18 protein-coding genes, 2 tRNA genes and 1 pseudogene are annotated in these 22,298 nt (G+C 73.6%); 7 read left to right on the top strand and 14 right to left on the bottom strand.

Going from position 1 to position 22,298, the window contains the following annotated elements; translation table 11 throughout:
- The first annotated feature begins 10 nt into the window (after window positions 1-10).
- Both ACFZAT_RS25660 and ACFZAT_RS25655 read left to right on the top strand, forming a co-directional pair.
- On the top strand, window positions 11-475 hold the full coding sequence (locus ACFZAT_RS25660) for a TIGR03618 family F420-dependent PPOX class oxidoreductase (protein ID WP_391267520.1): 465 nt from the start codon (window positions 11-13) through the stop codon (window positions 473-475).
- Complete coding sequence (locus ACFZAT_RS25655) at window positions 472-1,386, top strand: NAD(P)-dependent oxidoreductase (protein ID WP_391267517.1); 915 nt, start codon at window positions 472-474, stop codon at window positions 1,384-1,386. Before ACFZAT_RS25660 ends, ACFZAT_RS25655 begins: the two co-directional genes overlap by 4 nt.
- A 66-nt stretch (window positions 1,387-1,452) precedes the next feature.
- On the opposite strand, the gene ACFZAT_RS25650 is transcribed toward ACFZAT_RS25655, so the two are convergent.
- The gene (locus ACFZAT_RS25650) at window positions 1,453-2,223 is read right to left on the bottom strand and encodes a TetR/AcrR family transcriptional regulator C-terminal domain-containing protein (protein WP_391267515.1); all 771 of its coding nucleotides are present in this window, start codon (window positions 2,221-2,223) and stop codon (window positions 1,453-1,455) included.
- 219 nt (window positions 2,224-2,442) lie between these two features.
- Here ACFZAT_RS25650 and ACFZAT_RS25645 point away from each other — a divergent pair, with 219 nt between their 5' ends.
- Window positions 2,443-3,315 carry an endonuclease/exonuclease/phosphatase family protein gene (locus ACFZAT_RS25645; RefSeq protein WP_391267512.1) on the top strand — a complete coding sequence of 291 codons (873 nt, stop codon included), beginning with the start codon at window positions 2,443-2,445 and terminating at the stop codon, window positions 3,313-3,315.
- Window positions 3,316-3,329: 14 nt separating this feature from the next.
- Here the strand turns inward: ACFZAT_RS25645 and ACFZAT_RS25640 are convergent, their stop codons facing one another.
- The 8 genes and pseudogenes from ACFZAT_RS25640 to ACFZAT_RS25605 form a co-directional block, all read right to left on the bottom strand.
- Window positions 3,330-5,510 carry a glycosyltransferase family 39 protein gene (locus tag ACFZAT_RS25640; protein WP_391267510.1) on the bottom strand — a complete coding sequence of 727 codons (2,181 nt, stop codon included), beginning with the start codon at window positions 5,508-5,510 and terminating at the stop codon, window positions 3,330-3,332.
- Window positions 5,507-6,889, bottom strand: a complete 1,383-nt coding sequence (locus ACFZAT_RS25635; protein WP_391267507.1) for a glycosyltransferase — start codon at window positions 6,887-6,889, stop codon at window positions 5,507-5,509. The genes ACFZAT_RS25640 and ACFZAT_RS25635 overlap by 4 nt, the downstream gene beginning before the upstream one ends.
- 99 nt (window positions 6,890-6,988) lie before the next feature.
- Window positions 6,989-7,468: pseudogene (locus ACFZAT_RS25630) on the bottom strand (MOSC domain-containing protein); the annotation flags it as partial.
- A gap of 160 nt (window positions 7,469-7,628) precedes the next feature.
- Window positions 7,629-8,006, bottom strand: coding sequence for a VOC family protein (locus ACFZAT_RS25625; protein WP_391267505.1), 378 nt, complete (start codon window positions 8,004-8,006; stop codon window positions 7,629-7,631).
- 4 nt (window positions 8,007-8,010) lie between these two features.
- Entirely contained in the window at window positions 8,011-9,546 is a 1,536-nt protein-coding gene (locus ACFZAT_RS25620) for an ATP-binding protein (RefSeq protein ID WP_391267744.1), read from the bottom strand.
- Between the two features lie 4 nt (window positions 9,547-9,550).
- The gene (locus tag ACFZAT_RS25615) at window positions 9,551-10,294 is read right to left on the bottom strand and encodes a response regulator (protein ID WP_391267504.1); all 744 of its coding nucleotides are present in this window, start codon (window positions 10,292-10,294) and stop codon (window positions 9,551-9,553) included.
- Window positions 10,295-10,372: 78 nt separating this feature from the next.
- Entirely contained in the window at window positions 10,373-11,248 is an 876-nt protein-coding gene (locus ACFZAT_RS25610; RefSeq protein WP_391267503.1) for an amidohydrolase family protein, read from the bottom strand.
- A gap of 13 nt (window positions 11,249-11,261) precedes the next feature.
- Window positions 11,262-12,182, bottom strand: coding sequence for a DUF2797 domain-containing protein (locus tag ACFZAT_RS25605; protein ID WP_391267502.1), 921 nt, complete (start codon window positions 12,180-12,182; stop codon window positions 11,262-11,264).
- A gap of 54 nt (window positions 12,183-12,236) precedes the next feature.
- On the opposite strand from ACFZAT_RS25605, the gene sigJ reads away from it, so the two are divergent.
- The gene (sigJ, locus tag ACFZAT_RS25600) at window positions 12,237-13,178 is read left to right on the top strand and encodes an RNA polymerase sigma factor SigJ (RefSeq protein WP_391267500.1); all 942 of its coding nucleotides are present in this window, start codon (window positions 12,237-12,239) and stop codon (window positions 13,176-13,178) included.
- Between the two features lie 114 nt (window positions 13,179-13,292).
- The gene (locus ACFZAT_RS25595) at window positions 13,293-14,489 is read left to right on the top strand and encodes an FAD-dependent oxidoreductase (protein ID WP_391267499.1); all 1,197 of its coding nucleotides are present in this window, start codon (window positions 13,293-13,295) and stop codon (window positions 14,487-14,489) included.
- A gap of 49 nt (window positions 14,490-14,538) precedes the next feature.
- Here the strand turns inward: ACFZAT_RS25595 and ACFZAT_RS25590 are convergent, their stop codons facing one another.
- From ACFZAT_RS25590 to ACFZAT_RS25570, 5 genes are all read right to left on the bottom strand, one after another.
- On the bottom strand, window positions 14,539-14,688 hold the full coding sequence (locus ACFZAT_RS25590; protein WP_391267498.1) for a hypothetical protein: 150 nt from the start codon (window positions 14,686-14,688) through the stop codon (window positions 14,539-14,541).
- On the bottom strand, window positions 14,685-15,101 hold the full coding sequence (locus ACFZAT_RS25585; protein ID WP_391267497.1) for an ATP-binding protein: 417 nt from the start codon (window positions 15,099-15,101) through the stop codon (window positions 14,685-14,687). Before ACFZAT_RS25585 ends, ACFZAT_RS25590 begins: the two co-directional genes overlap by 4 nt.
- 125 nt (window positions 15,102-15,226) lie before the next feature.
- The gene (locus ACFZAT_RS25580) at window positions 15,227-16,441 is read right to left on the bottom strand and encodes a helix-turn-helix domain-containing protein (RefSeq protein ID WP_391267496.1); all 1,215 of its coding nucleotides are present in this window, start codon (window positions 16,439-16,441) and stop codon (window positions 15,227-15,229) included.
- A gap of 54 nt (window positions 16,442-16,495) precedes the next feature.
- Window positions 16,496-16,568 (bottom strand) — tRNA-Arg (locus ACFZAT_RS25575).
- A 162-nt stretch (window positions 16,569-16,730) separates the two neighbouring features.
- Window positions 16,731-16,821: transfer RNA gene (locus ACFZAT_RS25570), tRNA-Ser, on the bottom strand.
- Between the two features lie 199 nt (window positions 16,822-17,020).
- On the opposite strand from ACFZAT_RS25570, the gene ACFZAT_RS25565 reads away from it, so the two are divergent.
- Both ACFZAT_RS25565 and ACFZAT_RS25560 read left to right on the top strand, forming a co-directional pair.
- Entirely contained in the window at window positions 17,021-17,479 is a 459-nt protein-coding gene (locus tag ACFZAT_RS25565) for an SSI family serine proteinase inhibitor (protein WP_391267495.1), read from the top strand.
- Between the two features lie 224 nt (window positions 17,480-17,703).
- The gene (locus ACFZAT_RS25560; RefSeq protein ID WP_391267494.1) at window positions 17,704-22,218 is read left to right on the top strand and encodes a PAS domain-containing protein; all 4,515 of its coding nucleotides are present in this window, start codon (window positions 17,704-17,706) and stop codon (window positions 22,216-22,218) included.
- Window positions 22,219-22,298 lie beyond the last annotated feature (80 nt).

The raw sequence follows: 22,298 nt of genomic DNA, 5'->3' as shown, positions 1-22,298 counted from the left end.
GGTCGGTTCCATGGCACCCAACATCGCAACGAACACCGCCGTGGAACTCGACGCCCTGCTGGACTTCGTACGGCCCCGGCACCGGGCGATCCTGCTGACCACCCGGGCCGACGGCCGCCCCCAGGGCTCCCCGCTCACCTGTGGCGTGGACGACGCGGGCCGGATCGTGGTCTCCACGTACCCGGAGCGCGCCAAGACCCGTAACGCCAAGCGCGACGCACGGGTCAGCGTGATCGTCCTGTCCGACGACTGGAACGGGCCCTGGGTCCAGGTCGACGGCTCCGCCGAGGTCATCGACACGCCGGACTCGGTCGAGCCGCTCGTCGAGTACTTCCGGAACATCTCCGGCGAGCACCCCGACTGGGACGAGTACCGGGCGGCGATGGTGAAGCAGGGGAAGTCGATCATCCGGATCACCCCGGAGCGCTGGGGCCCCATCGCCACCGGCGGCTTCCCGGCCCACCTCGCCCCGTGATCTCCCCCGCCCTGCTCGACCGGGCCCGGATCGTCGCCGGGCCCGAGGTCGGCGAGGCCGCCGTGTGGGGACTGGCGGCGGCCACCGGGCGCCCGGTCGAACGCGGGCCCGTCGAGGGCCCCTTCGTGTACGTGGGTGCCTCGCTGCCCGACGCGGTGCGCGGAGCGGACCTCGTCTGGTTCCACAGCGTCAACGCGGGCACGGACGCCCTGCTCCGCTCCGGGCCCTGGCCGGCCGGCGTGCCGCTGACCCGGACCGTGGGACGGATGGGCGAGCGGATCGCGCAGTACGTGCTGGGCTGGGTGCTCGCGGAGTGCCAGTCGGTCCCGGAGTTCGCCGCCCAGCACGCCCGCGCCGAGTGGCGCCGCATCGACTCCGAACTCGTCGCCGGACAGACCGCCGTGGTGCACGGCATCGGCCGCATCGGCTCCGCGGTCGCCACGCTGCTCCGGGCCTGTGGCATCCGGACCGTGGCCGCCGCCCGCACTACGCGCCCGGTGCCGCCCGGCTTCGACGCGGTGGTCCCGGCGGACGGACCGGTGGCCGGCCGCTGGGTGGTCGCCGCGCTCCCGCTGACCGGGGCGACCACCGGGTACTTCGGGGCGGACCGGTTCGCGGCGATGGGCGGGGCGACGTTCCTCAATGTGGGGCGGGGCGCGACCGTGGACCTGGGGGCGCTGGAGGGGGCGTTGCGCTCCGGGGCCGTGGGGCGGGCGGTGCTCGACGTGCTGGCCGACGAGCCGCCGGCGCCCGGGGACGCGTGCTGGCGGCTGCCGCGCACGGTCGTCACCTCGCACTCCGCGGGGATCACGGCGGACGAGGACATCGTCACGGACTTCGCGGCGTGCCTGCGGGAGCTGTCGGCGGGGCGGACCCCGGTGCTCACGGTGGACACGGGGCGGGGCTACTAGCGCGTGTCTTGAGGGAGCGCCGTCCGCCGCGAGGCGTTCCCCGGCAGACAGCCCCCGAAACGCTCCCTAAGCGCCCCGGGCGCGCTCCCGCATCGCCTCGATCCCCGCGATCAGCAGGTCCAGCGCGAAGGCGAAGTCGTGCTCGCGGGTCTCCTCCACGCCGGCCCCGCCCCGCGCCGCCAGCAGGGCCGGGGAGTCCTCCACGAGGCCGTCCAGCCGGGGCTGCTCCTGGATCGCCACCATCGCCTGCCGGACGTACTCGTCCTGGGTGAGCCCCGCCTCCGCGCTCCGCCGCGCGAACCGGCCCTCGGCCGTGCCGAATCCGTACACGAACTGGAAGACGGCGGAGAGCGCCCCGCCCCGGCTCTCCGGTGGCAGCCCGGTCGCCCGGATGACGTCCCGCACGGTGCGGGTCACCAGCAGCGCGTGCGGGCCGAGATTGAGGAAGCGGCCCGCGAGCGGTGAGACCCAGACGTGCCGCACAAGGAGCCCCCGGTACGCGGCCGCGACCGCCCTCAGCCGGTCCGGCCAGGGGGCGTCGGCGGGCGGTGGCGCGATCTCGCTGTAGACCGCGTCGAGGGCCAGTTCCAGCAGGTCGTCCTTGGTGTCCACGTACCAGTACAGGGACATCGCCGTCACGTTCAGCTCGGCGGCCAGCCGGCGCATGGAGAACTTCGCCAGGCCCTCGGCGTCCAGCAGCCGGACCGAGGCCGCGGTGATCCGCTCCCGGTCGAGCCCGGCCGGCTGGTCCGTGCGGCGGGAGCGCGAGGGCTGCCGGGTCTTCAGCCACACGCTGGACCGGACGGGGTTCTTCACGCGGTCGGCCGCGGACACCATGGCGCACTCCCTCGTCTCACCGGCGGGACGGACGGACCGGCGGCCTCTCGCGTACCCCTTAAACGGAGGCTCACGGTCCGGCAGGTCCCGCCCGATGCTATGCCGCCGTCGCGGCCGGGTCGGCCGTGGATCGGGGTGGTTGGGGCGTACAAGTGTCTTCTCGTGGGTACGGTGCCGGTCGCCGCATCGGATACGACCTGCCCCGGAAGCTGGAGTGATATGTCACTGCGTCGTCGTACGGTGGAAGTCCTGGTGGCCGCGGGGTTGTTGGGGGCCGCGCTCGCGCCTCCCGCGACGGCGGCGGGGCACGGGCGGGCGCCCGGGCCGTCGGTGCCGCTGCGCGTCGCCACGTACAACATCCATGCCGGGGCCGGCATGGACAACGTCTTCGATCTCGACCGGCAGGTCGCCGCGCTGCGCGCCCTGGACGCGGATGTCATCGGGCTCCAGGAGGTGGACGTCCGCTGGGGCGACCGCAGCGAATGGCGGGACCTGGCGGCCGAGCTGGGCCGGCGGCTGCGGATGCACGTCTCCTTCGCGCCGATCTACAGCCTCGATCCGGTTGAGGAGGGCGGCCCCCGGCGGGAGTTCGGCGTCGCCGTGCTGTCCCGGTACAGGATCGTGAGCGCCGAGAACCACGATCTGACCCGGCTCTCCACGCAGGACCCGAACCCGGTCCCGGCGCCCGCGCCCGGCTTCGGCGAGGTGGTGCTGAAGGTGCGCGGGCTGCCCGTCCATGTGTACGCGACGCATCTCGACTACCGGGGCGACCCGTCCGTCCGGGTCGCGCAGGTCGCGGACACCCGGCGGATCATGGCGGAGGACCAGGCGCACGAGCGGCGGCCGGTGCGGCAGATCCTGCTCGGCGACTTCAACGCGCCGCCGACCGCGCCGGAGCTGGCGCCGCTGTGGAAGGAGCTCACCGACATCGAGCCGGGCGGACCGACCTACCCGGCGCGGAATCCGGTGCAGCGGATCGACTATGTGGCCGTTTCGAAGGACACCGTGCGGGTACGCCGCGCGGCGGTGGCCGAGGAGACGATCGCCTCGGACCACCGCCCCGTCGTGGCCGATCTGTTGCTGCGGCGCTGAGCCCTCTCCAGCCCTCAGCTGCTCGTCTTCGGCCGGGTGAGGTCGTAGAAGGTGGCGCTGCCCGCCGTCACCTCCTTGAAGTTCTTCTCCACCCAGGAGGAGATCTGCGAGGCGGTGCCGCTGCCGCCCATGCCGCCGCCTCCGCCCATGCCGCCACCCGCGACGAAGTAGTGGATGCGGCCGTCCTCGACGTACTTCTTGAACTGCGCGAGCGTCGGGGACGGGTCGCTGCCGTTGAAGCCGCCGATCGCCATGACGGGCTTCTCGGTGGCGAGTTGGTAGCTCGCGGCGTTCTGCGAGCCGATGGCCGCGGCGGCCCAGGTGTAATCGCCGGCGTTCTTCTCCAGGAGCGCCTTGGCCTCGGAGCCGACGGACGCTCCGTTGAGGAGGCCGCCCATGCCACCGGCTCCGCGTTCGCCCATGCCGGGCGGGGTGGAGCCTCGGCCGTTCCGCGTTGAGCCGCCGTTCCGGGTGGCTCCGCCGTTCAGGGTGGGGGGTTGGCCCTGGTTCTGGCCTTGGTTGGGCGGGGTGCCGGTGGGGGGCCGGCCCATGCCGGTGCGCTGTTGACCGGTGCCCTGCTGGTTGGCGCCGCCCTGGCCCGGAGGCATGCCGCCGCCGCCCGGTCCGCCGCCCATGCCGCCGCCGGGGCCGCCGGGCCTACCGCCCATGCCGCCCGAGGACGGACCGGCCGTGACGATGGAGCCCTGGTGGCCCGTGTTCAGCGTGCTCACGGTGTACGCGGCAGGCCCGGCGAGCGACGCGCCGATCCCCAGGACCACCGCGACGAGAGCCAGTTGACGGCTCAGCCGGGCCGCGAGCAGCAGGCCCACCGCCGCCAAGAGACCGGTGACGAGCACGGCCGTCCGCAGCCACGGCTGGTAGTCCGGGGTGCGACCGAGCAGGACGTACGCCCAGTACGCCGTCACCGCGACCGTCCCCGCGAGCGCGGCACCGGCCCACCAGTGGGCCCGTTCCTCCCACAGGACCGTGACGCCCATGCCGATCAGCGCGGCCAGACAGGGGGCCAGGGCGACCGTGTAGTACTGGTGGAAGATCCCGGCCATGAAGCTGAACACGGCGGCCGTCATCAGCAGCGAACTGCCCCACGCGAGGAATGCCGCCCGCGCGGTATCCGTTCGCTTCGCGCGCCAGGTCAGCCAGATACCGGCGACGAGCAGGATCAGGGCCGCGGGCAGCAGCCAGGAGATCTGGGCGCCCACCTCGGAGCTGAACATCCGGCCGATGCCGGTCTCGCCCCACTGCCCGCCGCCGCCCCGGCCGCCTCCGCCGCCGACGCTGCCGGTCTCCTCGCCGTTGATCCGGCCGAGCCCGTTGTAGCCGAAGGTCAGCTCAAGGAACGAGTTGTTCTGCGAACCGCCGATGTACGGGCGTGAGGAGGCGGGCCACAGTTCGACGGCCGCCACCCACCAGCCGCCCGCGACGACCATGGCGAGCGCGGACAGACCGAGCTGCCCGAACCTCCTGCGTACGGGAACCGGCGCGAACACCGCGTACAGCACGGCCAGGGGCGGCAGGATCAGGAACGCCTGGAGGGTCTTCGACAGGAACGCGATTCCCACCGCGACGCCCGCCCACACCAGCCACTTCGTGCGGCCCTCCTCCATCGCACGCAGCACGCAGTAGACGGTGACCGTCATCAGCAGCGCGAGCAGCGCGTCCGGATTGTTGAAGCGGAACATCAGCGCCGCGACCGGCGTCAGCGCGAACACCGCCATGGTGAGGAGCCCGGCGGCGGCGCTGAACCGGCGGCGCACGGCGGCGTACAGCACCCCGGCCGTCGCGGCGGCCATCACCACCTGCGGCGCGAGGATCGCCCAGGAGCTGAGCCCGAAGACCCGCACCGACAGGGCCATGGGCCACAGGGTGGCCGGCGGCTTGTCCACCGTGATCGCGTTGGCCGCGTCGAGCGAGCCGAAGAAGAACGCCTTCCAGCTGCGACTGCCCGCCTGCACGGCCGCCGAGTAGAAGGAGTTGGCGTAACCGGAGGCGCTGAGGTTCCAGAGGTACGCCAGCGTGATGGCGAGCAGGAGGGCCAGGAAGGCGGGGCGCACCCAGGGGGCGTCCTCGGACCGGCCGCGCCAGATCCGGCGGGGCAGGGAGACGCCGGTCCGTGCGTGCCCCGGGGGCGTGTCTGGCCGGGCGGCCGGAGCGTAGGCGGGATCGAGGGCGGTCATCGGGCGTTCCTCAGGTCGTGGGTGGATTCGGCGGCGGGCGGAGCGGGAACCGCGATCGCGTGCACGGGGTTTGCCGGATCGGCGGCCGGGAAGGGCGCGGCCGGAGCCGGAGCCGTCACCGCGTTTCCCCGCTCCCGGTCCGGGAAGACCCACGCGCGGAACAGCAGGAAGCGCAGCACCGTCGCCGCGAGGTTCGCCGCGACGAGCACCGCGAGTTCGGTGCCGTGGGAGGGCGAGCCGGAGGCCGCGCCCAGGGCCGCCAGCGAACCGCTGGTCAGGGCGAGGCCGATGGCGAAGACCACGAGGCCCTGCGCCTGGTGACGGACCGCGCCGCCCCGGCCGCGTACCCCGAAGGTGAGCCTCCGGTTGGCGGCGGTGTTCGCGACGGCCGAGACCAGCAGCGCGGCCCCGTTGGCGAGCTGGGGCCCGGCGCCGAGCCGGAAGAGGGAGTACAGCGCCAGGTAGAACAGCGTGGACAGGGCGCCCACGACGCAGAACCCGACGAGCTGACGGGCCAGCCCGCCCGGCACCCCGCCGATCGCCCGGTCGCGCGGATCGTCCCCGAAGGGCCGCGCCAGCCGGTCCAGCGGCAGCGCGCCGACGGCCAGCGCCCGCCCCACCCGCCACACGCCCTTCAGGTCATCGGTGGCGGTCCGGACGATGTGAACCGTGGAGTCCGGGTCGTCCACCCAGTCGACGGGCACCTCGTGGATGCGCAGCCCGGCCCGTTCGGCGAGCACCAGCATCTCGGTGTCGAAGAACCAGCCGGTGTCCTCCACCATCGGCAGCAGCCGCTGCGCGACCTCCCGCCGGATCGCCTTGAACCCGCACTGCGCGTCACTGAACCGGGCGGCCAGCGACGAACGCAGGATGATGTTGTAGGCCCGCGAGATGAACTCCCGCTTCGTCCCCCGCACCACCCGCGAACTCCGGGCGAGCCGCGAGCCGATGGCGAGGTCGGAGTGCCCGGAGATCAGCGGCGCCACCAGCGGAAGCAGGGCGTTGAGATCGGTGGACAGGTCGACGTCCATGTACGCGAGCACCGGCGCGTCCGAGTGCGTCCACACGGTACGCAGCGCACGGCCGCGCCCCTTCTCCTCCAGCCGGAAGGACCGCACCCCCGGCAGCGACCGCGCCAGCCGCTCCGCCACCTCGGGCGTCCGGTCGGTACTGGCGTTGTCGGCGACGGTGATCCGGAAGGCGTACGGGAAGGTGCGTGCCAGGTGCTCGTGCAGCCGCAGCACGCACGGTTCGAGGTCCTTCTCCTCGTTGTAGACGGGTACCACCACGTCGAGCACGGGCGCATCCGCCGCACGGCTCACCCCGGCGAGGAGGTGGTCCCGGGCCGGCAGGGTGCTCCAAGGAGTCTCTGTTCGCATGCCGTCGACAGTCGCCAACCCCGCTGTCACGGCCATGTGCTGAGGCTGTGGCCCACATGTGAGTGGTGCGGAACGCCGAGCTGTCCGGGACGTCCGCCCTCAGAGCTCGGCGTCGCCCCACTCGGTGACGGCCACCTCGTCGCCGACCGACAGCTTCCCCGCCGCGACCACGGAGAACTTCGCGCCGAACACGACGCCCCCGCCGGCCGCCCTTCGATAGCCGGCGAGCGTACGCAAGGGCTCAGGACCCCGCCGTGCTCCGGCCTCCTGCGCGACCAGGGTGACGGCACAGCGCACCGCGAGCTTCGCGTAACCCAGCTCGGCGCCGCCGATGACGACGTGGCGTGCGCGGTCCTCGGCGTGCGGTTCGCCCGCCCAGCCGCCGTCGACGACGATGTTCGGGCGGAAACGGTCCATCGGCAGAGGCGGGGCGCCCCGCTCGGCCATCCGCCGGCCGAGGAGGTCGAGGGAGGCGACGGAGAGCAGGTGCACGGCGCTGCTGTCGGCGTATCCGGACGGGCCGGAGACCACACCGTCGGCGATCCGGTCGTGCTCCGGCGGCACCCGGACGAGACGGCTCACCGACGTACCCGCACATCCCTTGACGGGATATCGGATCAGATCCACCACCCTGGCCACGCGCCGCTCCCTTCGGTCTGCGACCACTATGGGCGGCTGCCGGTCACCGCGCTGCACCGCCCCGACGGCCCGCCCCGGACGGGCACCTGCGAACCGTGGCTCAGGACAGGCAGAACTCGTTGCCCTCGGGGTCCGCCAGCACGACGTTGTCCGCCTGCCGGTCCCTGACGGTCGCCCCGAGAGCGGTCAGGCGCCGGATCTCCGTCTCCGGGTCCGCCGCGCGCAGATCCAGGTGCACGCGATTCTTCACGTGCTTGTCCTCCGGCACGAGCTGGAACCACAGCCGGGGCCCCGCCCCCGACGGCTCGACGAGCACCGTGGGATCGTCCTCGGTGCTGTGGATCCCGAGCGAGCGCAGGCGCGCCAGCTCCGCGTCGTCGTAGGGCGCGACGGCGTAACCGTCCAGTGCCGCGGCCCAGAAGCGGGCCGTGGACGCCGGGTGGGCACAGTCGAAGACGATGTCGTGGAGTCGCGCCATCCGCTCATGATCGAGGAGCCCGGCCGGCCGTGTCACGCGGCTTTCCGGCCTCGGTCCGCTCCGCGGGCAGCCCCACCGCGAACACCGTCTCGCCCGGCACCGACCGCACCTCCACCGAGCCGCCGTGGGCCGCCACCACCGCCCGCACGATCGCCAGGCCGAGGCCCGTGGATCCGGCGTGGCGGGAGCGGGAGGCGTCGCCCCGGGCGAAGCGTTCGAAGACATGGGGGAGGAGGTCCGGGGGGATGCCGGGGCCGTCGTCCCGGACCTCCACGGTGACCCGGGGGTCGCCGGGGGCGGCCACGACACGGGCGGTGACCGTGGTGCCCGGCGGGGTGTGGGTACGGGCGTTGGCCAGGAGGTTGACCAGGACCTGGTGGATGCGGGTCGGGTCGGCGCGGACCGTGGCCGGGGCGTCCGGCAGGTCCAGGCGCCAGTGGCGGGCGGGCTCGGCGCGGTCCGCGGCGCGGGCGTCGCTCACCGCGTCCACGACGAGCGGCGAGAGATCGGTGCTCTCGTACGAGAGCGGGCGGCCCGCGTCCAGGCGCGCGAGCAGGAGCAGGTCCTCCACCATGCCCGTCATCCGCTGCGCCTCCGACTCGATGCGGCCGAGCGCGTGCCGGGTGTCCGGACCGGGCTCCTCCCGGCCGCGCCGGGTGAGTTCGGCGTAGCCGCGTATCGAGGCGAGCGGCGTCCGCAGCTCGTGGCTGGCGTCCGCGACGAACTGGCGCACCCGTGTCTCGTTGCGCTGCCGCGCGTCCAGGGCCGAACCGACGTGCCCCAGCATCCGGTTGAGCGCCGCGCCGACCTGGCCGACCTCCGTGCGCGGATCCGCCTCGGCGTCCGGGACCCGTTCGAGGAGCGCCACCTCGCCACTGTGCAGCGGGAGTTCGGAGACCCGGGTCGCGGTCACCGCCACCCGGCGCAACGGCCGCAGCGCCACACCGACCATGGCCGCGCCCGCGATCCCCGCCGCGACGAGCCCCGCGCCGGTCACGCAGACCTCCACCAGGATCAGGGTGCCCAGCGCCCGGCTCACCTCGCTGGTGGGGATGCCGACGAGGACCGTGCCGCCGTCGTCCGCCGGCACCGCCCGCACCCGGTAGCCGCCCAGGCCGGGCAGCTCCACATCGTGCGCGCGGTCGTCCGCGGTGACCCCGGCCGCCGTCACCGCGTCCCGCTGGGCGCCGGTCAGCGGTTCGGTGTTCTCGCCCGCGTCGAACCCGCCGTCCTTCACGACGGCCGAGTCCGTGATCTCCCCGCGCTCGACCAGCGCGCCGAAGGTCTCCAGCGGCTGGCCGCCCATGCCGATGAACCCCAGCGGATCACGCTCCGGGGACGTTTTCGGCCCCCCGGGCGCGGGAAGACCGGGCGCCCGCTGCGCCCGGACCGCGATGTCCCGCAGCTGGTCGTCGAGTTTCCCGTACATGTAGCTGTGGAAGGCGATCGCGGTCACCGAACCGATCACGGCGGCGACCACGGCGATCAGCGTCACCGCCGAGACCACGAGGCGGGTGCGCAGGGTCCACGGCCGCCGCACTCCGCTACTCACCGGGCTTGATCAGGTATCCCGCCCCGCGCCGGGTGTGGATCATGGGCGTGCGGCCCGCGTCGATCTTCTTGCGCAGATAGGAGATGTACAGCTCGACCACGTTGGCCTGGCCGCCGAAGTCGTAGTTCCAGACCCGGTCCAGGATCTGCGCCTTGCTGAGCACTCGGCGCGGATTGCGCATCAGGAACCGCAGCAGCTCGAACTCGGTCGCCGTCAGGTGGATGTTCTTCCCGCCCCGGCTCACCTCGTGGCTGTCCTCGTCCAGCATCAGGTCGCCCACGACGAGCTGCGACTCGCCCCGCGCCGCCGCCGCGGTCCCCGACCGCCGGATCAGCCCGCGCAGCCGGGCCACGACCTCCTCCAGGCTGAACGGCTTGGTGACGTAGTCGTCGCCGCCCGCCGTGAGACCGGCGATCCGGTCCTCCACGGAGTCCCGCGCGGTCAGGAACAGCACCGGCACGTCGGACAGTTCCCGCCGCAGCCTGCCGAGGACGGCGAGCCCGTCCATGTCGGGCAGCATCACGTCGAGGATCACCACATCGGGCCGGAACGCACGCGCCGCGCGCACGGCGGCGGCACCGTCCCCGGCGCTGCGCACCTCCCAGCCCTCGTAACGAAGCGCCATCGACAGCAGCTCCGTGAGCGAAGCCTCGTCGTCCACGACCAGCACCCGCACAGGGGTCCGGTCCGGCCTGAGCAGTTCGGTACGCCCCTGGGGCGAGGTCGTCGTCGTCATGACGCCAGCCTGTGAGACGGCTCTGAGAGAGTTCTTTTCCGTTTCTGTGAATTCCCTGAGAAAGCCGCGCCGGGGATCTCAGACGCCGAACAACGCCTTCGCGTTGTCGTGACAGACCGCCCGCAGCCAGTCGTCGCCCAGACCGAGCCCTTCCAGGGCGTGCAGTTGATGGGCGTACGGGTACGGGATGTTGGGGAAGTCCGTGCCCAGCAGGACGCGGTCGCCGAGGTCCGCGAGACGCCCGTGCTCCGCCGGCGGGAAGGGGCTGAACTCCTCGACGAAGTCCGTGAACGCCATCGTCGTGTCGAGCCGGACCTCCGGATACGTCCCCGCGAGCGTCAGGAACTCCGCGTACTCCGGCATCCCCATGTGCGCCACGATCAGCGGCAGCCGGGGATGCCGGGCGAGGACGCGGCCGATGGGACCGGGACCGGTGTGCTTGCCGGGCGCCGGGCCCGAACCGCAGTGCGTCACGACCGGGATGCCCGCCTCCGCGAGCAGCCCCCACACCGGGTCGAGCAGGGGGTCGTTCGGGTCGTACGCACCGACCTGGAGGTGCGCCTTGAAGACCCGGGCCCCCGCCTCGACGGCCTCCCGCACATAGCGTCCGGCGTCCGGTTCCGGGAAGAACGTCGCGGTGTGCAGGCAGTCCGGCGTCCGGGCGGCGAAACCGGCCGCCCAGTCGTTCAGCCAGGCCGCCATCCCCGGCTTGTGCGGATACAGCATCGACGTGAAGCGGAGCACCCCGAACGAGCGGAGCACGGCGAGCCGTTCCGCCTCCTCGTGCCGATAGGCGATCGGCCACTCCAGGCCGGTCAGCGGGCCCGCCGAGTCGAAGTACGCCCACACCTTGCGCAGGACCCGCTCCGGCATGAAATGCGTGTGTACGTCGATGAGTCCGGGCAGCCCGAGCCGCTGCCGGAACCGCACCACGTCGTCGTGATCGTCACCCATACGGGCGACGATCTCAGAACAGCCCGTCCTGCGCCGCCCCACCCCCCACCACGACGGTCGGCACGCTCACCCCGGCCGCGCCCGCCCCGGCCGCCGACAGCGTCCAGCCGGTCATCAGCCGTGTGTCCACGATGACGAGGCCCTGCGCGCCCGCGTCCAGATGGAGATCGGGTCCGGCCGCCGCGACGAGCCTCCCCGCCACCGCGCCCCCGTCCACCAGGCCGGCCACCGCGCGGACCGGCCCGGACCGTGCCGTCGCGCCGGCCGCCGTCGTCCGGCCCTCCCCCGCCCCCAGCCGGAACACCTCCGCATGGTCCACCGCCGTGAACGGCAGCCGCTCCAGCGCCTCCGGCAGGCCGGCGCCCTCCAGGGCCGCCGCTCCGCCGTACAGCTCCGCGAGCTCGGCGGCCCGCTCCGCCGGGTCAGGGAGGGCCGTCCGCACCTCCCGCTTGCGGGCGTACGGAATGCGGTCCGGGACCCCGAGGGCCGCCCGCAGCACCTCCTCGGCCCGGCGCGCCGCCATCAGCGGCCCCCGGCCCAGCCAGCTGAAGACCACCGCCCCCTGCTCCCGCAGCCGTGCCGCGCCCCGCTCCTCGGCGGTGATCCCGACCTTCACCATGCCGGGCCCGAACCACGCGAGATACACCCGGTACGTGCGCGGGTCGTCCGGAACCGTGTCGGCGGCCACCGAATACGCCCGGTCGAGCCGCCCGCACTCCGGGCAGCGCCCGCCCGTACTGCCCGCCGGGACCGCGGCCCCCAGTGGGCAGGCGTTGCCCCGGGCCCCGGAGCAGCGCCGCTCACCGGACGCCCGGAAGCCGAACTCCGTTCCGTACGCCAGGGCGCTCGCCCGGGTCCGCGCCCCCTTGCGCCAGCCCAGCGCGGGGCCGTCGGAGCCCTCGGGCCAACGGAGGCCGGTGCACTGCCAGTCCATGACCGCAGCGTACGGGCGAGCACTGACAACGGGCCCGGGGCTACGATTCCCGGCATGACGACCGTGCAGGACGTGGACCGGTTCGAAGCGGCCAGGCCCCGGCTGGAGGCCATCGCCTACCGCCTCCTGGGCTCGTCGAGCGAGGCCGAGGACGCCGTGCAGGACACCTATCTGCGCTGGCAGGCCGCCGACACCGGGCGGATCGAGGTCCCCGAGGCATGGCTGACGAAGGTCCTCACCAACCTCTGCCTCAACCAGCTCACCTCCGCCCGCGCCCGCCGCGAGACGTACGTGGGCGCCTGGCTGCCCGAGCCGCTACTGGCCGGAGACCCCATGCTCGGCCCCGCCGACACGGTGGAGCAGCGCGAGTCGGTCTCGTACGCCGTGCTCACGCTCATGGAGCGGCTGACGCCGGGCGAGCGGGCCGTGTACGTGCTGCGCGAGGCGTTCGGCCATCCGCACCGGGAGATCGCGGAGATCCTGGACCTGAGCGAATCCGCTGTGCAGCAGGTGTACCACCGGGCGAAGAAGCACATCGCCGACGGCCGGACGCGCACCGAGGTGGACGAGGCCGCCGCCCGCCGGGTCATCGAGGAGTTCCTGCTCGCCGCCGCCGGCGGCCGTACCGAACCGCTCGTGGAACTGCTGACCTCCGACGCGATCTCCATCGGTGACGGCGGCGGGAAGGTGCCCGCGCGCGCCAAGGCGTTCGAGGGCGCGAAGGCCGTCGCGACCTTCATGCGCGGCCTGCTCAAGCCGGGCAAGGCGAAGACCGCGATGACCGGCGGTTCCGTCGAGCTGCACATGACCCACGCGAACGGCGCCACCGCCGTCCTGGCGGTCGTCGACGACCGCGTCATCGGCGTCATGTGTGTGGAGGTCACCCCGGAGGGAATCGCTTCATTCCGTAACCAGGTCAACCCGGACAAGCTGGAACGCGCGACCCGGCAGTGGGCGGCCATGGAACACGGAAAGCCGCTGCTCACAGCCTTCTGAGCGCCGAGTGACACAGGTCACACCACACTCCTGTCAGGAAAGCGCGGGCTACCCGGTTCAAGGGGCGAGAAACCACCCCGCAGGGGCGAACCCGCGCGAGACAGGAGCAGGCACATGCAGCAGCACCGCATCATCGTCCTTGGAGCCGGATACGCCGGAGCCATCGCGGCGGGCCGCGTCGCCAAGCGGCTGCGCCGCGAGGACGTCACCGTCACCCTCGTCAACGCGGAGCCCGACTTCGTGGAGCGCGTCCGCATGCACCAGCTCGCGGCCGGCCAGGACCTCAAGCCCCGCCCGTTCACCGAGATGTTCGCCGGTACGGGCGTGGAGCTGAAGGTCGGCCGGGTGACCGCCGTGGACGTCGACCGCAAGACGGTCACCGTCGGCAGCGCGGACGGCGAGGAGGAGCTGACGTACGACTCGCTCGTCTACGCCCTCGGCAGCGCCTGGAACACCCAGGGCGTCCCCGGGGCCGCCGAGCACGCCCACGAGATCGCGAGCCGCCCCGGCGCGCTCCGGCTGCGCGAACGGCTGGCCGCCCTCGCGCCCGGCCAGTCCGTGCTGATCGTCGGCGGCGGGCTGACCGGCCTCGAAGCGGCGACCGAGTTCGCGGAGGCCCGCCCGGACCTCGACATCGCCCTGGCCGCGCGCGGCGGCCTCGGCGACTGGCTCTCGCCCAGCGGCCGCGCGCACGTCCGCAAGGTCTTCGACCGGCTCGGGATCACCGTCCACGAGAACACCGCCGTCGCGGAGGTCGGCGCCGGTTACGCCACCACGGCCGAGGGCACCTCGTACCAGGCGGCGGTCACCGTCTGGACGACCGGCTTCGCGGTCCACCCGCTCGCGGCGGCGACCGCCCTGGAGACCTCGGGGACCGGCCAGATCGTGGTCGACGCGACCATGCGCTCGGTCTCGCACCCCGATGTGTACGCGATCGGGGACGCGGCCCTCGTCGCGGGCCCCGGCGGCAAGCCGCTGCGGATGTCCTGCGCCTCGGGCGTCCCCACCGCCTGGCAGGCGGCCGACGCCCTCGCGGCCCGCCTCACCGGCAATAAGATCCCGTCCACCCCGCTGCGCTACTTCAACCAGTGCATCTCGCTGGGCCGCAAGGACGGCCTCATCCAGTACGTCACCGCCGACGACCGCGCGGTCAAGGCGGCGCTGACGGGCCGGATCGCCGCGGTCTACAAGGAGTTGGTCTGCAAGGGCGCGGCCTGGGGCGTGGCCAACCCGACGACGGGCATGCCGACCCGGCGCCGCCCGGTCGCGGCGTCCGCCCCGTCCACGCCGGTGGCGGCTGCGGAGCGGTGAGGGGTGCGGGGGGCCACGGCCGCCGCCTCCCTTCCCGCGCCCATCTGAATTACTCCTCCTCGACAGCCTCACTTGCGGCCTCCGGCGCGGGTTCAGGCGCCACGTTGACCCTCAAGCACCCGTCCACGCCGAACATGTCGATCAGCTGAGAAAGATGGGCACGGGCCACGCTGCGGCCAAGGCTCTCGTCGGTGCTCATCCGCGCCCCTCCAGCTCAGCCCAGACAACTTTGCCCCAACGGCGATCGTCCGTGCCCCAGTCGGATGCAAGAGCCGCCACGAGTAACAGGCCCCGCCCACCCTCGTCACTGTCGCCCACCTGACGTTCGACGGGCAGCGCGCGGCTGAAGTCCGTGACAGCCACGCGGACCGCCAGGGGAGCGGTCCGCTCCACGACCACGCGGATGGAGTCCCGGCGGGCGTACCTCAAGGAGTTGGCGACGAGTTCGCTCACGATCAGGGCGCAGTCGTCGGCCAACTCCTCCAAGCCCCAACAGGACAGGGCGGTATCGGTGAAACGTCTGGCGGCAGCGGCGCTCTCCGGCTTGCGCGGCATCGTCTGGCTGTATCCGGGAGGCCCGACAGGGCGGGCCTCCGCTGTAGCTTGCGGCATGTCGGTCTGCTCTTTCAGATCGGCCGAGCCCCGGGGCCGGTCGCACGGCCGCCGGGGCACTGTCCGCTCATGTAAGCGACATGCGAGAAGGGGTTACAGGGGCGCAGCGTCCTACTTTCAAGACGCTATGCGCAGACCCCGAGAAACTCGGCCAACGGCCGCAGCCCGGCCGGGTGGTTGGGCAGAGACCAGAGGTCCCGCACGATGGCCACGGCCAGGGTGTGGTGCTGCATCCACGTCGGTGCCACCCGGCGCAGCGATTCCAGAGTCTTTACGGCTCCGGCCGCGTCCCCGGTGTCCGTGTGCGCCCGTGCCACGTCCAGAAGCAGCCACGTCCGCCAGGACGGCGGCGTGTCCTTGCTCAACCGCATCCCCTTGGCCAGAGCCAGGGCATCCTGCGGGTGCCCGTACTGAACGGCCAGCCGAACACGCTCAATCCGCACGGAGGACGGGCTGAAGACGCTGACCATCCGGTTGTCACCACCCTCAGGCAGCTTGGCGACGCGCGCGGCCTCCTTCTCCGCCGCCCCCATCATCGCCGCCGCACGGTCGTAGTCCCCACTCCGCGCGGCGGACGTGGCAGCGCTCATGGTCAGCGCTCCCCACACCTTCAGCCCGTCAACGGTGTCGAGTCGTCCCGCGCTCACCATCTCGTCAGCGGTACGCAGCGCAATGCCCAACGCGTCTTCCAGACGGCCCTGCCGCTGGTACGTCCAGGCCGTGGAGTTGACGATCATCGGCACGAGCAGCGGATCGGCCGACTGTCCGGCCGCCTCTATCGCGCGCTCCAGGCTGATGAGAGCGAGATCGGTCTTCCCCATCCGCACAGCAACATGCCCGGCAAGCTGAAGCGCCTTGCCCAAAGCACCGAAGCCGGCCCGCTGCACACCCCCATCGGGTGAAGCGGTGGCCGCGCGCGCATCCGAAATGAGCTCCGGCAAGGCCGTCATCACGGCGTCGAACTCGGCGGAGTGGTACTGCGTCCACCCCTCCGCGCTCCGCTCACGCAGCCGATCCACCGAGAAGCCGTCCCCGGGCGGCTCCGGCTCCGGCCCCCAGAGCGCGGGCATGATGGCACGACGCACCGCCACGAAGCGCGGCCCGTCGTTCTCGCCCGAGGACGCGACAGCGGGCGGGTCCCCCAGCAGCGTGGTCAGCTCAACGCCGAGACCGTTCGCGAGCGCGTGCAACGTAGGAAGGCGTGCCGACTGCTTCCGCCCCTGCTCAAGCTGCCTGATCACATCGACGGACACATCCGCCCGCTCGGCCAGCTCTTCCTGCGTGAGAGAAGCCAACCGCCTCAACCGCCGCAGAGTCCGCCCCAGATCATCGTTCGCCACGCAGCCACGGTACGCAAAGAGGCCCCGGATTTCTCCGGGGCCTCTCACCTGCTGTGCACTCGGCAGGATTCGAACCTGCAACCTTCTGATCCGTAGTCAGATGCTCTATCCGTTAAGCTACGAGTGCTTGTGCTTCCGGGGTTTTTTTCTGCCCCGTCGGCGTTGCGAGAACAACATTACATGACCTGCGCCGGGACGCGAAATCCATTAGCCGCACCCGGCCTGAGCTGGGCAGATGCCGGGGAACGACCGAAGCCCCGGTCCTGGGGACCGGGGCTTCGGTGTGGTGCGGAGGCGGAGGGATTTGAACCCTCGATGGGGTGTAAGCCCCAAACCGCATTAGCAGTGCGGCGCCATAGACCGGACTAGGCGACGCCTCCATCCGCAACGCCCGCGCGAGCGCGAGTGGTGCGTGCAGATGATGACACAGCTGCACGCCGCGCCACCAATCGCCGCCTACGGTACTAGGCGGTCGGCCGCGAGGGCAAAGCGGTTGCGGTGCGCAACGCCGGGGCGTGTGGCGCGTTAGGCAGGGCGGGGGCGCCGCCCCCGCAGGTTCTTCCGCCACAGGAGTCCGCCATGATGCGCCGTCTCGCTCTCACCGCTGTCGCGTCCCTCGCCGCACTGTCCGCCGCCGCGCCCGCCGCCACCGCCGCGTCCGGGCCCCTCCCGGTGCCGCTGTCCCTGCCGCTCCTCCAGGACGACGCCGCGGGGACGCGGCTCACCGTGGTCGTCGCCGGTTCGGGGAACCCGGAGGCCGACGGCCGGTACGAGCTGGAGTGCGGGCCCGCCGGAGGGAGCCACCCGGTCGCGGCGCAGGCGTGCGAGCGCCTGGATCAGTTGGACGGGGAGGGGGCGGACCCGTTCGCACCGGTTCCCCGGGACGCGATGTGTACGCAGCAGTACGGCGGGGAATCCACCGCGCGCGTCACGGGCACCTGGCACGGCCGCCACGTCGACGCCTCGTTCCGGCGCACCAACGGGTGCGAGATCGCCCGGTGGAACGGTCTGCGGCCGGTCCTGCCGAACGTGCGCTGACCGGCCCCGGTATCCGCCCCCGGGGCCCGTCGGCGGGTCGCCGCGGTGCGCGATGCGACTCGGAGCCGTACAAGGTGCGCACCAAACCTTGGTGAGAGCTCCCCCTCATCCGCAGCCCCACGCCCCTCCCCTGCCTTTAGACTCCTTCAGTGACAGCCTGAGGCCCGAGGGGCAAGATGGGGCCGCTGTCGGCAAGGTGCAGTAATCAGGGAGGAAGCGTCGTCGTGAGCAGCAGGCCATCCCGAGGCGCTGCTCGCCTCGCAGCCATACTCGACGCCCTTCCGGACGGGCTCCTGCTCGTCAACTGCAACGGTACGGTCGTCAACGCCAACACCATCGCCCTCGAAATGTTCGAGTCGCCGGGCACCGCGCTCGTCGGCCGCGGGCTGCTCGATCTGCTGCCGGAGTTCGACTCCAAGCTGATCCCGGGGTCGATGCGCCGGCCCGAGGCTGCGGACGAGCGGGGCCGTACCAAGCCCACGCGCATGATCGCGCGGCGTACCGACGGCAACGAGTATCCCGTCGAGGTGACCAGCGCCAGCCTGGAGGACGGGCAGGCGGCCTACAAGGACGTCCAGGGCTCGTACGGGGGCAGCTACACCGGTGACGAGCTGCTGATGCTCGTCGTGCGCGACCTCTCCGGCACCGTCGACACCGAGGCCGAACTGGCCCGCTCGCAGCGCCAGACCGAGATGATCCTGCGCGCCGCCGCCGAGGGCGTCGTCGGTACGGACACGGACGGCCGGGTCGTCCTGGTCAACCCCGCCGCCGCGCAGATCCTCGGCTTCCGGGCCAGCGATCTCGGCGGCCAGGAGCTGCACCCGCTGATCCTGCACTCGCGCGCGGAGGGCGAGCCCTTCCCGTACGAGGAGTCCCCACTCGCCGACACGCTGAAGTCGGGACGCAAACACCGGGTGCGCGGACAGGTTCTGTGGTCCAAGAGCGGGGAACAGGTACCGGTCGACCTGACCACCGCACCCGTCCGCGACGGCGACCAGCTCGTCGGCGCCGTCATGACGTTCACCGACCGCCGCCCCTACGAGGAGCTGGAGAAGCGGCGCAAGGACGAGATCGCCGAGCTGACCGCGAGCCACACCGCGGCCGTCAGCGAGCTCACCGAGCGGCACACCGCCGAGCTCGCCGCCCTCAAGGAAGCGCACGCCGCCGAGCAGGCCGACCGCACCGAGCGTTACGCCTCCGAGCTGGAGGAGCAGTCCGAGCGGCTGACCGACCTCACCGCCCGGCACAGCCAGCTCACCGCCGTGCTCGGCGAGTCGCTGCGCGGCCCCCTGGAGGAGCTGCGCGGTGAGCTCTCCGCCCTCGCCGCCGACCCCGCCGGCCAGCTGTGGCCCGAGGCGAACCAGATCCTGCACCACCTGGCCGCGGGCTACGCGCGCATGACGACGCTCATCGACAACGTGCTGGGCTACCAGCGCCTCGACGCCGGGACCGAGTCCCTGGTCAAGACGCGTGTGCTGCTCGACGGCGTCGTCACGGCCGGAATCGACGCCTCGGTCGAGCTGATCGGTCCCGGCCGCGCCCAGTTCGCGGTGCACGCCCCGCCGATCGAGGCCGAGGTCGACGCCGGACGCCTGGTGACCGCCCTCGCGCACCTCGTCGCGGACGTCGCCGGCGTCGACTCGACCGGCAAGGCCCGGCTCGTGCCCGGTGGCGGTTACGTCGACTCGACCGTCGTGGTCGCCGCCGCCCAGCGCGGTGACGTCGTACGCATCGAGGTGCGCGGACCGTTCGCCGGGGGAGACCCGGTGCACGTGCCCATCGTCAGCGGCATCGTCCGCGCGCACGGCGGTGTCCTCCAGACGCACGAGATGCCGGGCATGAGCGGCAGTGCGTACGTGCTCGAGGTGCCGATCGGCGCGGGTGCGGGGACCGTGGCGCCCCCGGAGCCGCCCGCCGTTCCGCAGGTGGAGGCGGCTCCTCCGGTGGCGCCCGAGTCCGTTCCCCCCGGGGAGACCGGTCAAGCGGGCCCGGCGCCGGTGGCGTCGGACGCACCCGAGGCGGGTAGGGGGCGGCGCCGTGCGCGGCGTTCCTCCACCGACGCCTTCCTGGAAAGCCCCATGGGCGGCTCCGACGGCAGCGGCGAGCTGGAGGCGGCCCCCGGGGACACCGGCGCGGCCGCGCCGACCGGGCGCCGGCGTGCGCGCCGTGCGGCCCCCGCCCCCGAAGCCGCGAACGAGCTGATCCCCGCCCAGCAGGTCACCGAGGGCTCCGGACGCCGTCGCGGGCGGCCCAGCCCCGCCGAGACGGGCACCCCGGGGCAGGCCCTCGCGCTGCCCGCGGCCGCCCCGTCGGAGGGGTCCGTGGTGACCGCCGCCGAGGGTGCGCAGGCCGGCCGGCCGCAGCTCGGGCAGACGGTGCCCCCGCAGGGCGTTCCGGCCGGGGCACAGGTCCCGGTCGCGGCCGGGGGGCACCGGGGGAACGCGGGTGACGAGGGCCGCCTCGCCCTTCCCCCCGTCGTGAACGCCGTCGAGTCCACGGCACCCGCCGCGTTCTCGAACCTCGACGACGACGCTGCCGCCGCCCGCCAGGCTTCCGGCGCGGTCGCCCCTGCGCCGGAGCTGCCCGCCCCGGCAGCGCAGCCGACCGGGCGCCGCCGCCGCGCCCTGGCCGCCGCCCAGGAACGGGCCGCCGCCGCCGAGGCCGGACCGCGCGTCCCCTTCGCCCTCCCGCCCGCCGACGCGGACCGGGCGGCTCCAGGCGCCGAGGGGCCGGACGGCTCCCTGGGCGCGGGGGTAGCGGGTGCGGGTGCCCGTGCGGATGCGCGGGTCGCGGGTGCGGCCGGGGCGCCGGGGTCTGCCGGTGCTGCGCTTGAGGGCGCCGATTCGGGTTCGTATGACGTCGGCGCGGGTATGGGCGAGGCCGCCGCGTCCGGTTCGTACCGCGTCGGTGTGGGTACGCAGGAGGGCTCCGCGTCCGGTTCGCACGGCTTCGACGCGGGTACGGACGCCGCCGCCACGGCCGGTTCGCACGGCTTCGACGCGGGTACGGGCGAGGCCGGGCCCGCCGCGTACCGACCCGGGGCCGGGCTGCCCGGCGCGCCGGACGCCGACCCCGGCGCCCCCGCCGCCACCCCCTCCGGCTCCCCGGCCGGCACGCCGGAGCACGCCCCCGTGCCGCCGCAGCCCCAGCCCGCCCCCACCGGCCGGCGCCGCGCCCGCCACGGGGACACGGGCCCGCAGGAAGCGCCGCCCACACCGTTCGCGCTCCCCGCCTCGCCCGCGCAGACCGCACCGCCCACTCCGGCCGCCGACACCGCGCCGCCCGCCGCCGACGGCCCCGCCGGCGACCCCGGGCTCGGCGCCCCGGGCGCCCCCTTCGCGCCCCCCGCGCAGCCGGAGCAGCCCGCCCCCGCCGACCAGCCCGTACCGCCCGCGCACCCCGGCGGCTGGGGCGACGACGACTCCTCCGGGCAGGGGCCCGCCGCGCCGGAGACGCAGAGCACCGGACGTACGGCCCACACCACCGGCACGGCCACCCCCGCCGGGCCCCCGGCCCGTCCCCGCACGCTGGCGCCCGCGCCCGACGCCCGGCGGCAGCCGCTGCCCGCCGAGGCGCCGATGCCGGGGGCGTCCGACTCGACGCAGGGGCGCGCGTTCAGCGTGCGCACCCTGGGGCAGGGCGTGCCGTTCGCCCAGCACATCGCGCACCAGCAGAACCAGACCCTGGGCGGCGGCGGCAGCAGCGTCGGCCGGCGCCGCAAGCTGGCCGCGCCGCCGGAGCCCGGCCAGGACGAGCGCCCCGCGCCGCCCGCCCCTGCTCCGGCCCCCGCACCCCCGCAGCCCGCGCCCCCGGCACCCGCCGCCACACCCCCCGCCCCCACCGTGCACGGGCAGGGATCGGGACAGCTGCTCTCCGCGCCCGCGGCCGAAGGACGCGCGTACGCCATCGGGGCGCCCGACGAGGGTGCGGCCGAGGGACCGGAGCCGCTGGACGGCCCCGGTGGCGCGGTCGAGGTCGCCAACAGGCCGTCCCCGCAGCCGGTCGACGACGAGCTGCCTCCGGAGCCGCTGGACAACCCGCGCCGACTGCTCGTCTGGCCCGCGCCCGACGTCTCCACGCAGCAGGCGCTGAGTGACCGCGGCTACCGGCCGGTGATCGTGCACTCGCGCGAGGAGGTGGACGCGCAGATCGCGGCGTTCCCCGCCGCGCTCTTCGTAGACCCGCTGACCGGGCCCATCACCCGGAAGGCGCTCCAGTCCCTGCGGCAGGCGGCGGTCGCCGCCGAGGTACCCGTCCTGGTGACCGCCGGCCTTGGACAGGCGTCGCGGGAGGCTGCGTACGGTGCCGACCCTGCCGTACTCCTGAAGGCACTCGCGCCGCGCGACAGCGAACAGCACCCGCCGCGCGTCCTGCTCATCGAGGAGCACCAGGACATCGCGGCGGCGCTCACGGAGACGCTGGAACGGCGGGGCATGCAGGTCGCCTGCGCCGCGACGGACAGCGAGGCCGTGGCGCTGGCGACCCGGATGCGGCCCAACCTGGTGGTGATGGACCTGATGCAGGTGCGCCGCCGCCGGGCCGGGATCGTGGACTGGCTGCGCGCCAACGGCCGGCTGAACCGCACCCCGCTGGTCGTGTACACCTCGGCCGACATCGACGAGGCGGAGCTGCCGCGCCTCGGCTCCGGCGAGACCGTGCTGTTCCTCGCGGAGCGCTCGACGAGCGAGGAGGTTCAGGCCCGCATCGTCGACCTGCTCGCGAAGATCGGCACGAACTGACCGGCGTACAACCGGTCGGCGTGCGGAGGCATACGACGAGGGCGGTACGGGAACGCACCCGTACCGCCCTCGCCCTTTCC

The organism is Streptomyces sp. NPDC008163 (assembly GCF_042956885.1).
Lineage (GTDB): Bacteria > Actinomycetota > Actinomycetes > Streptomycetales > Streptomycetaceae > Streptomyces > Streptomyces drozdowiczii_A.
The sequence above is the reverse complement of the archived record's forward strand: the minus strand, read 5'-3'. Positions and strand labels throughout refer to the sequence as shown.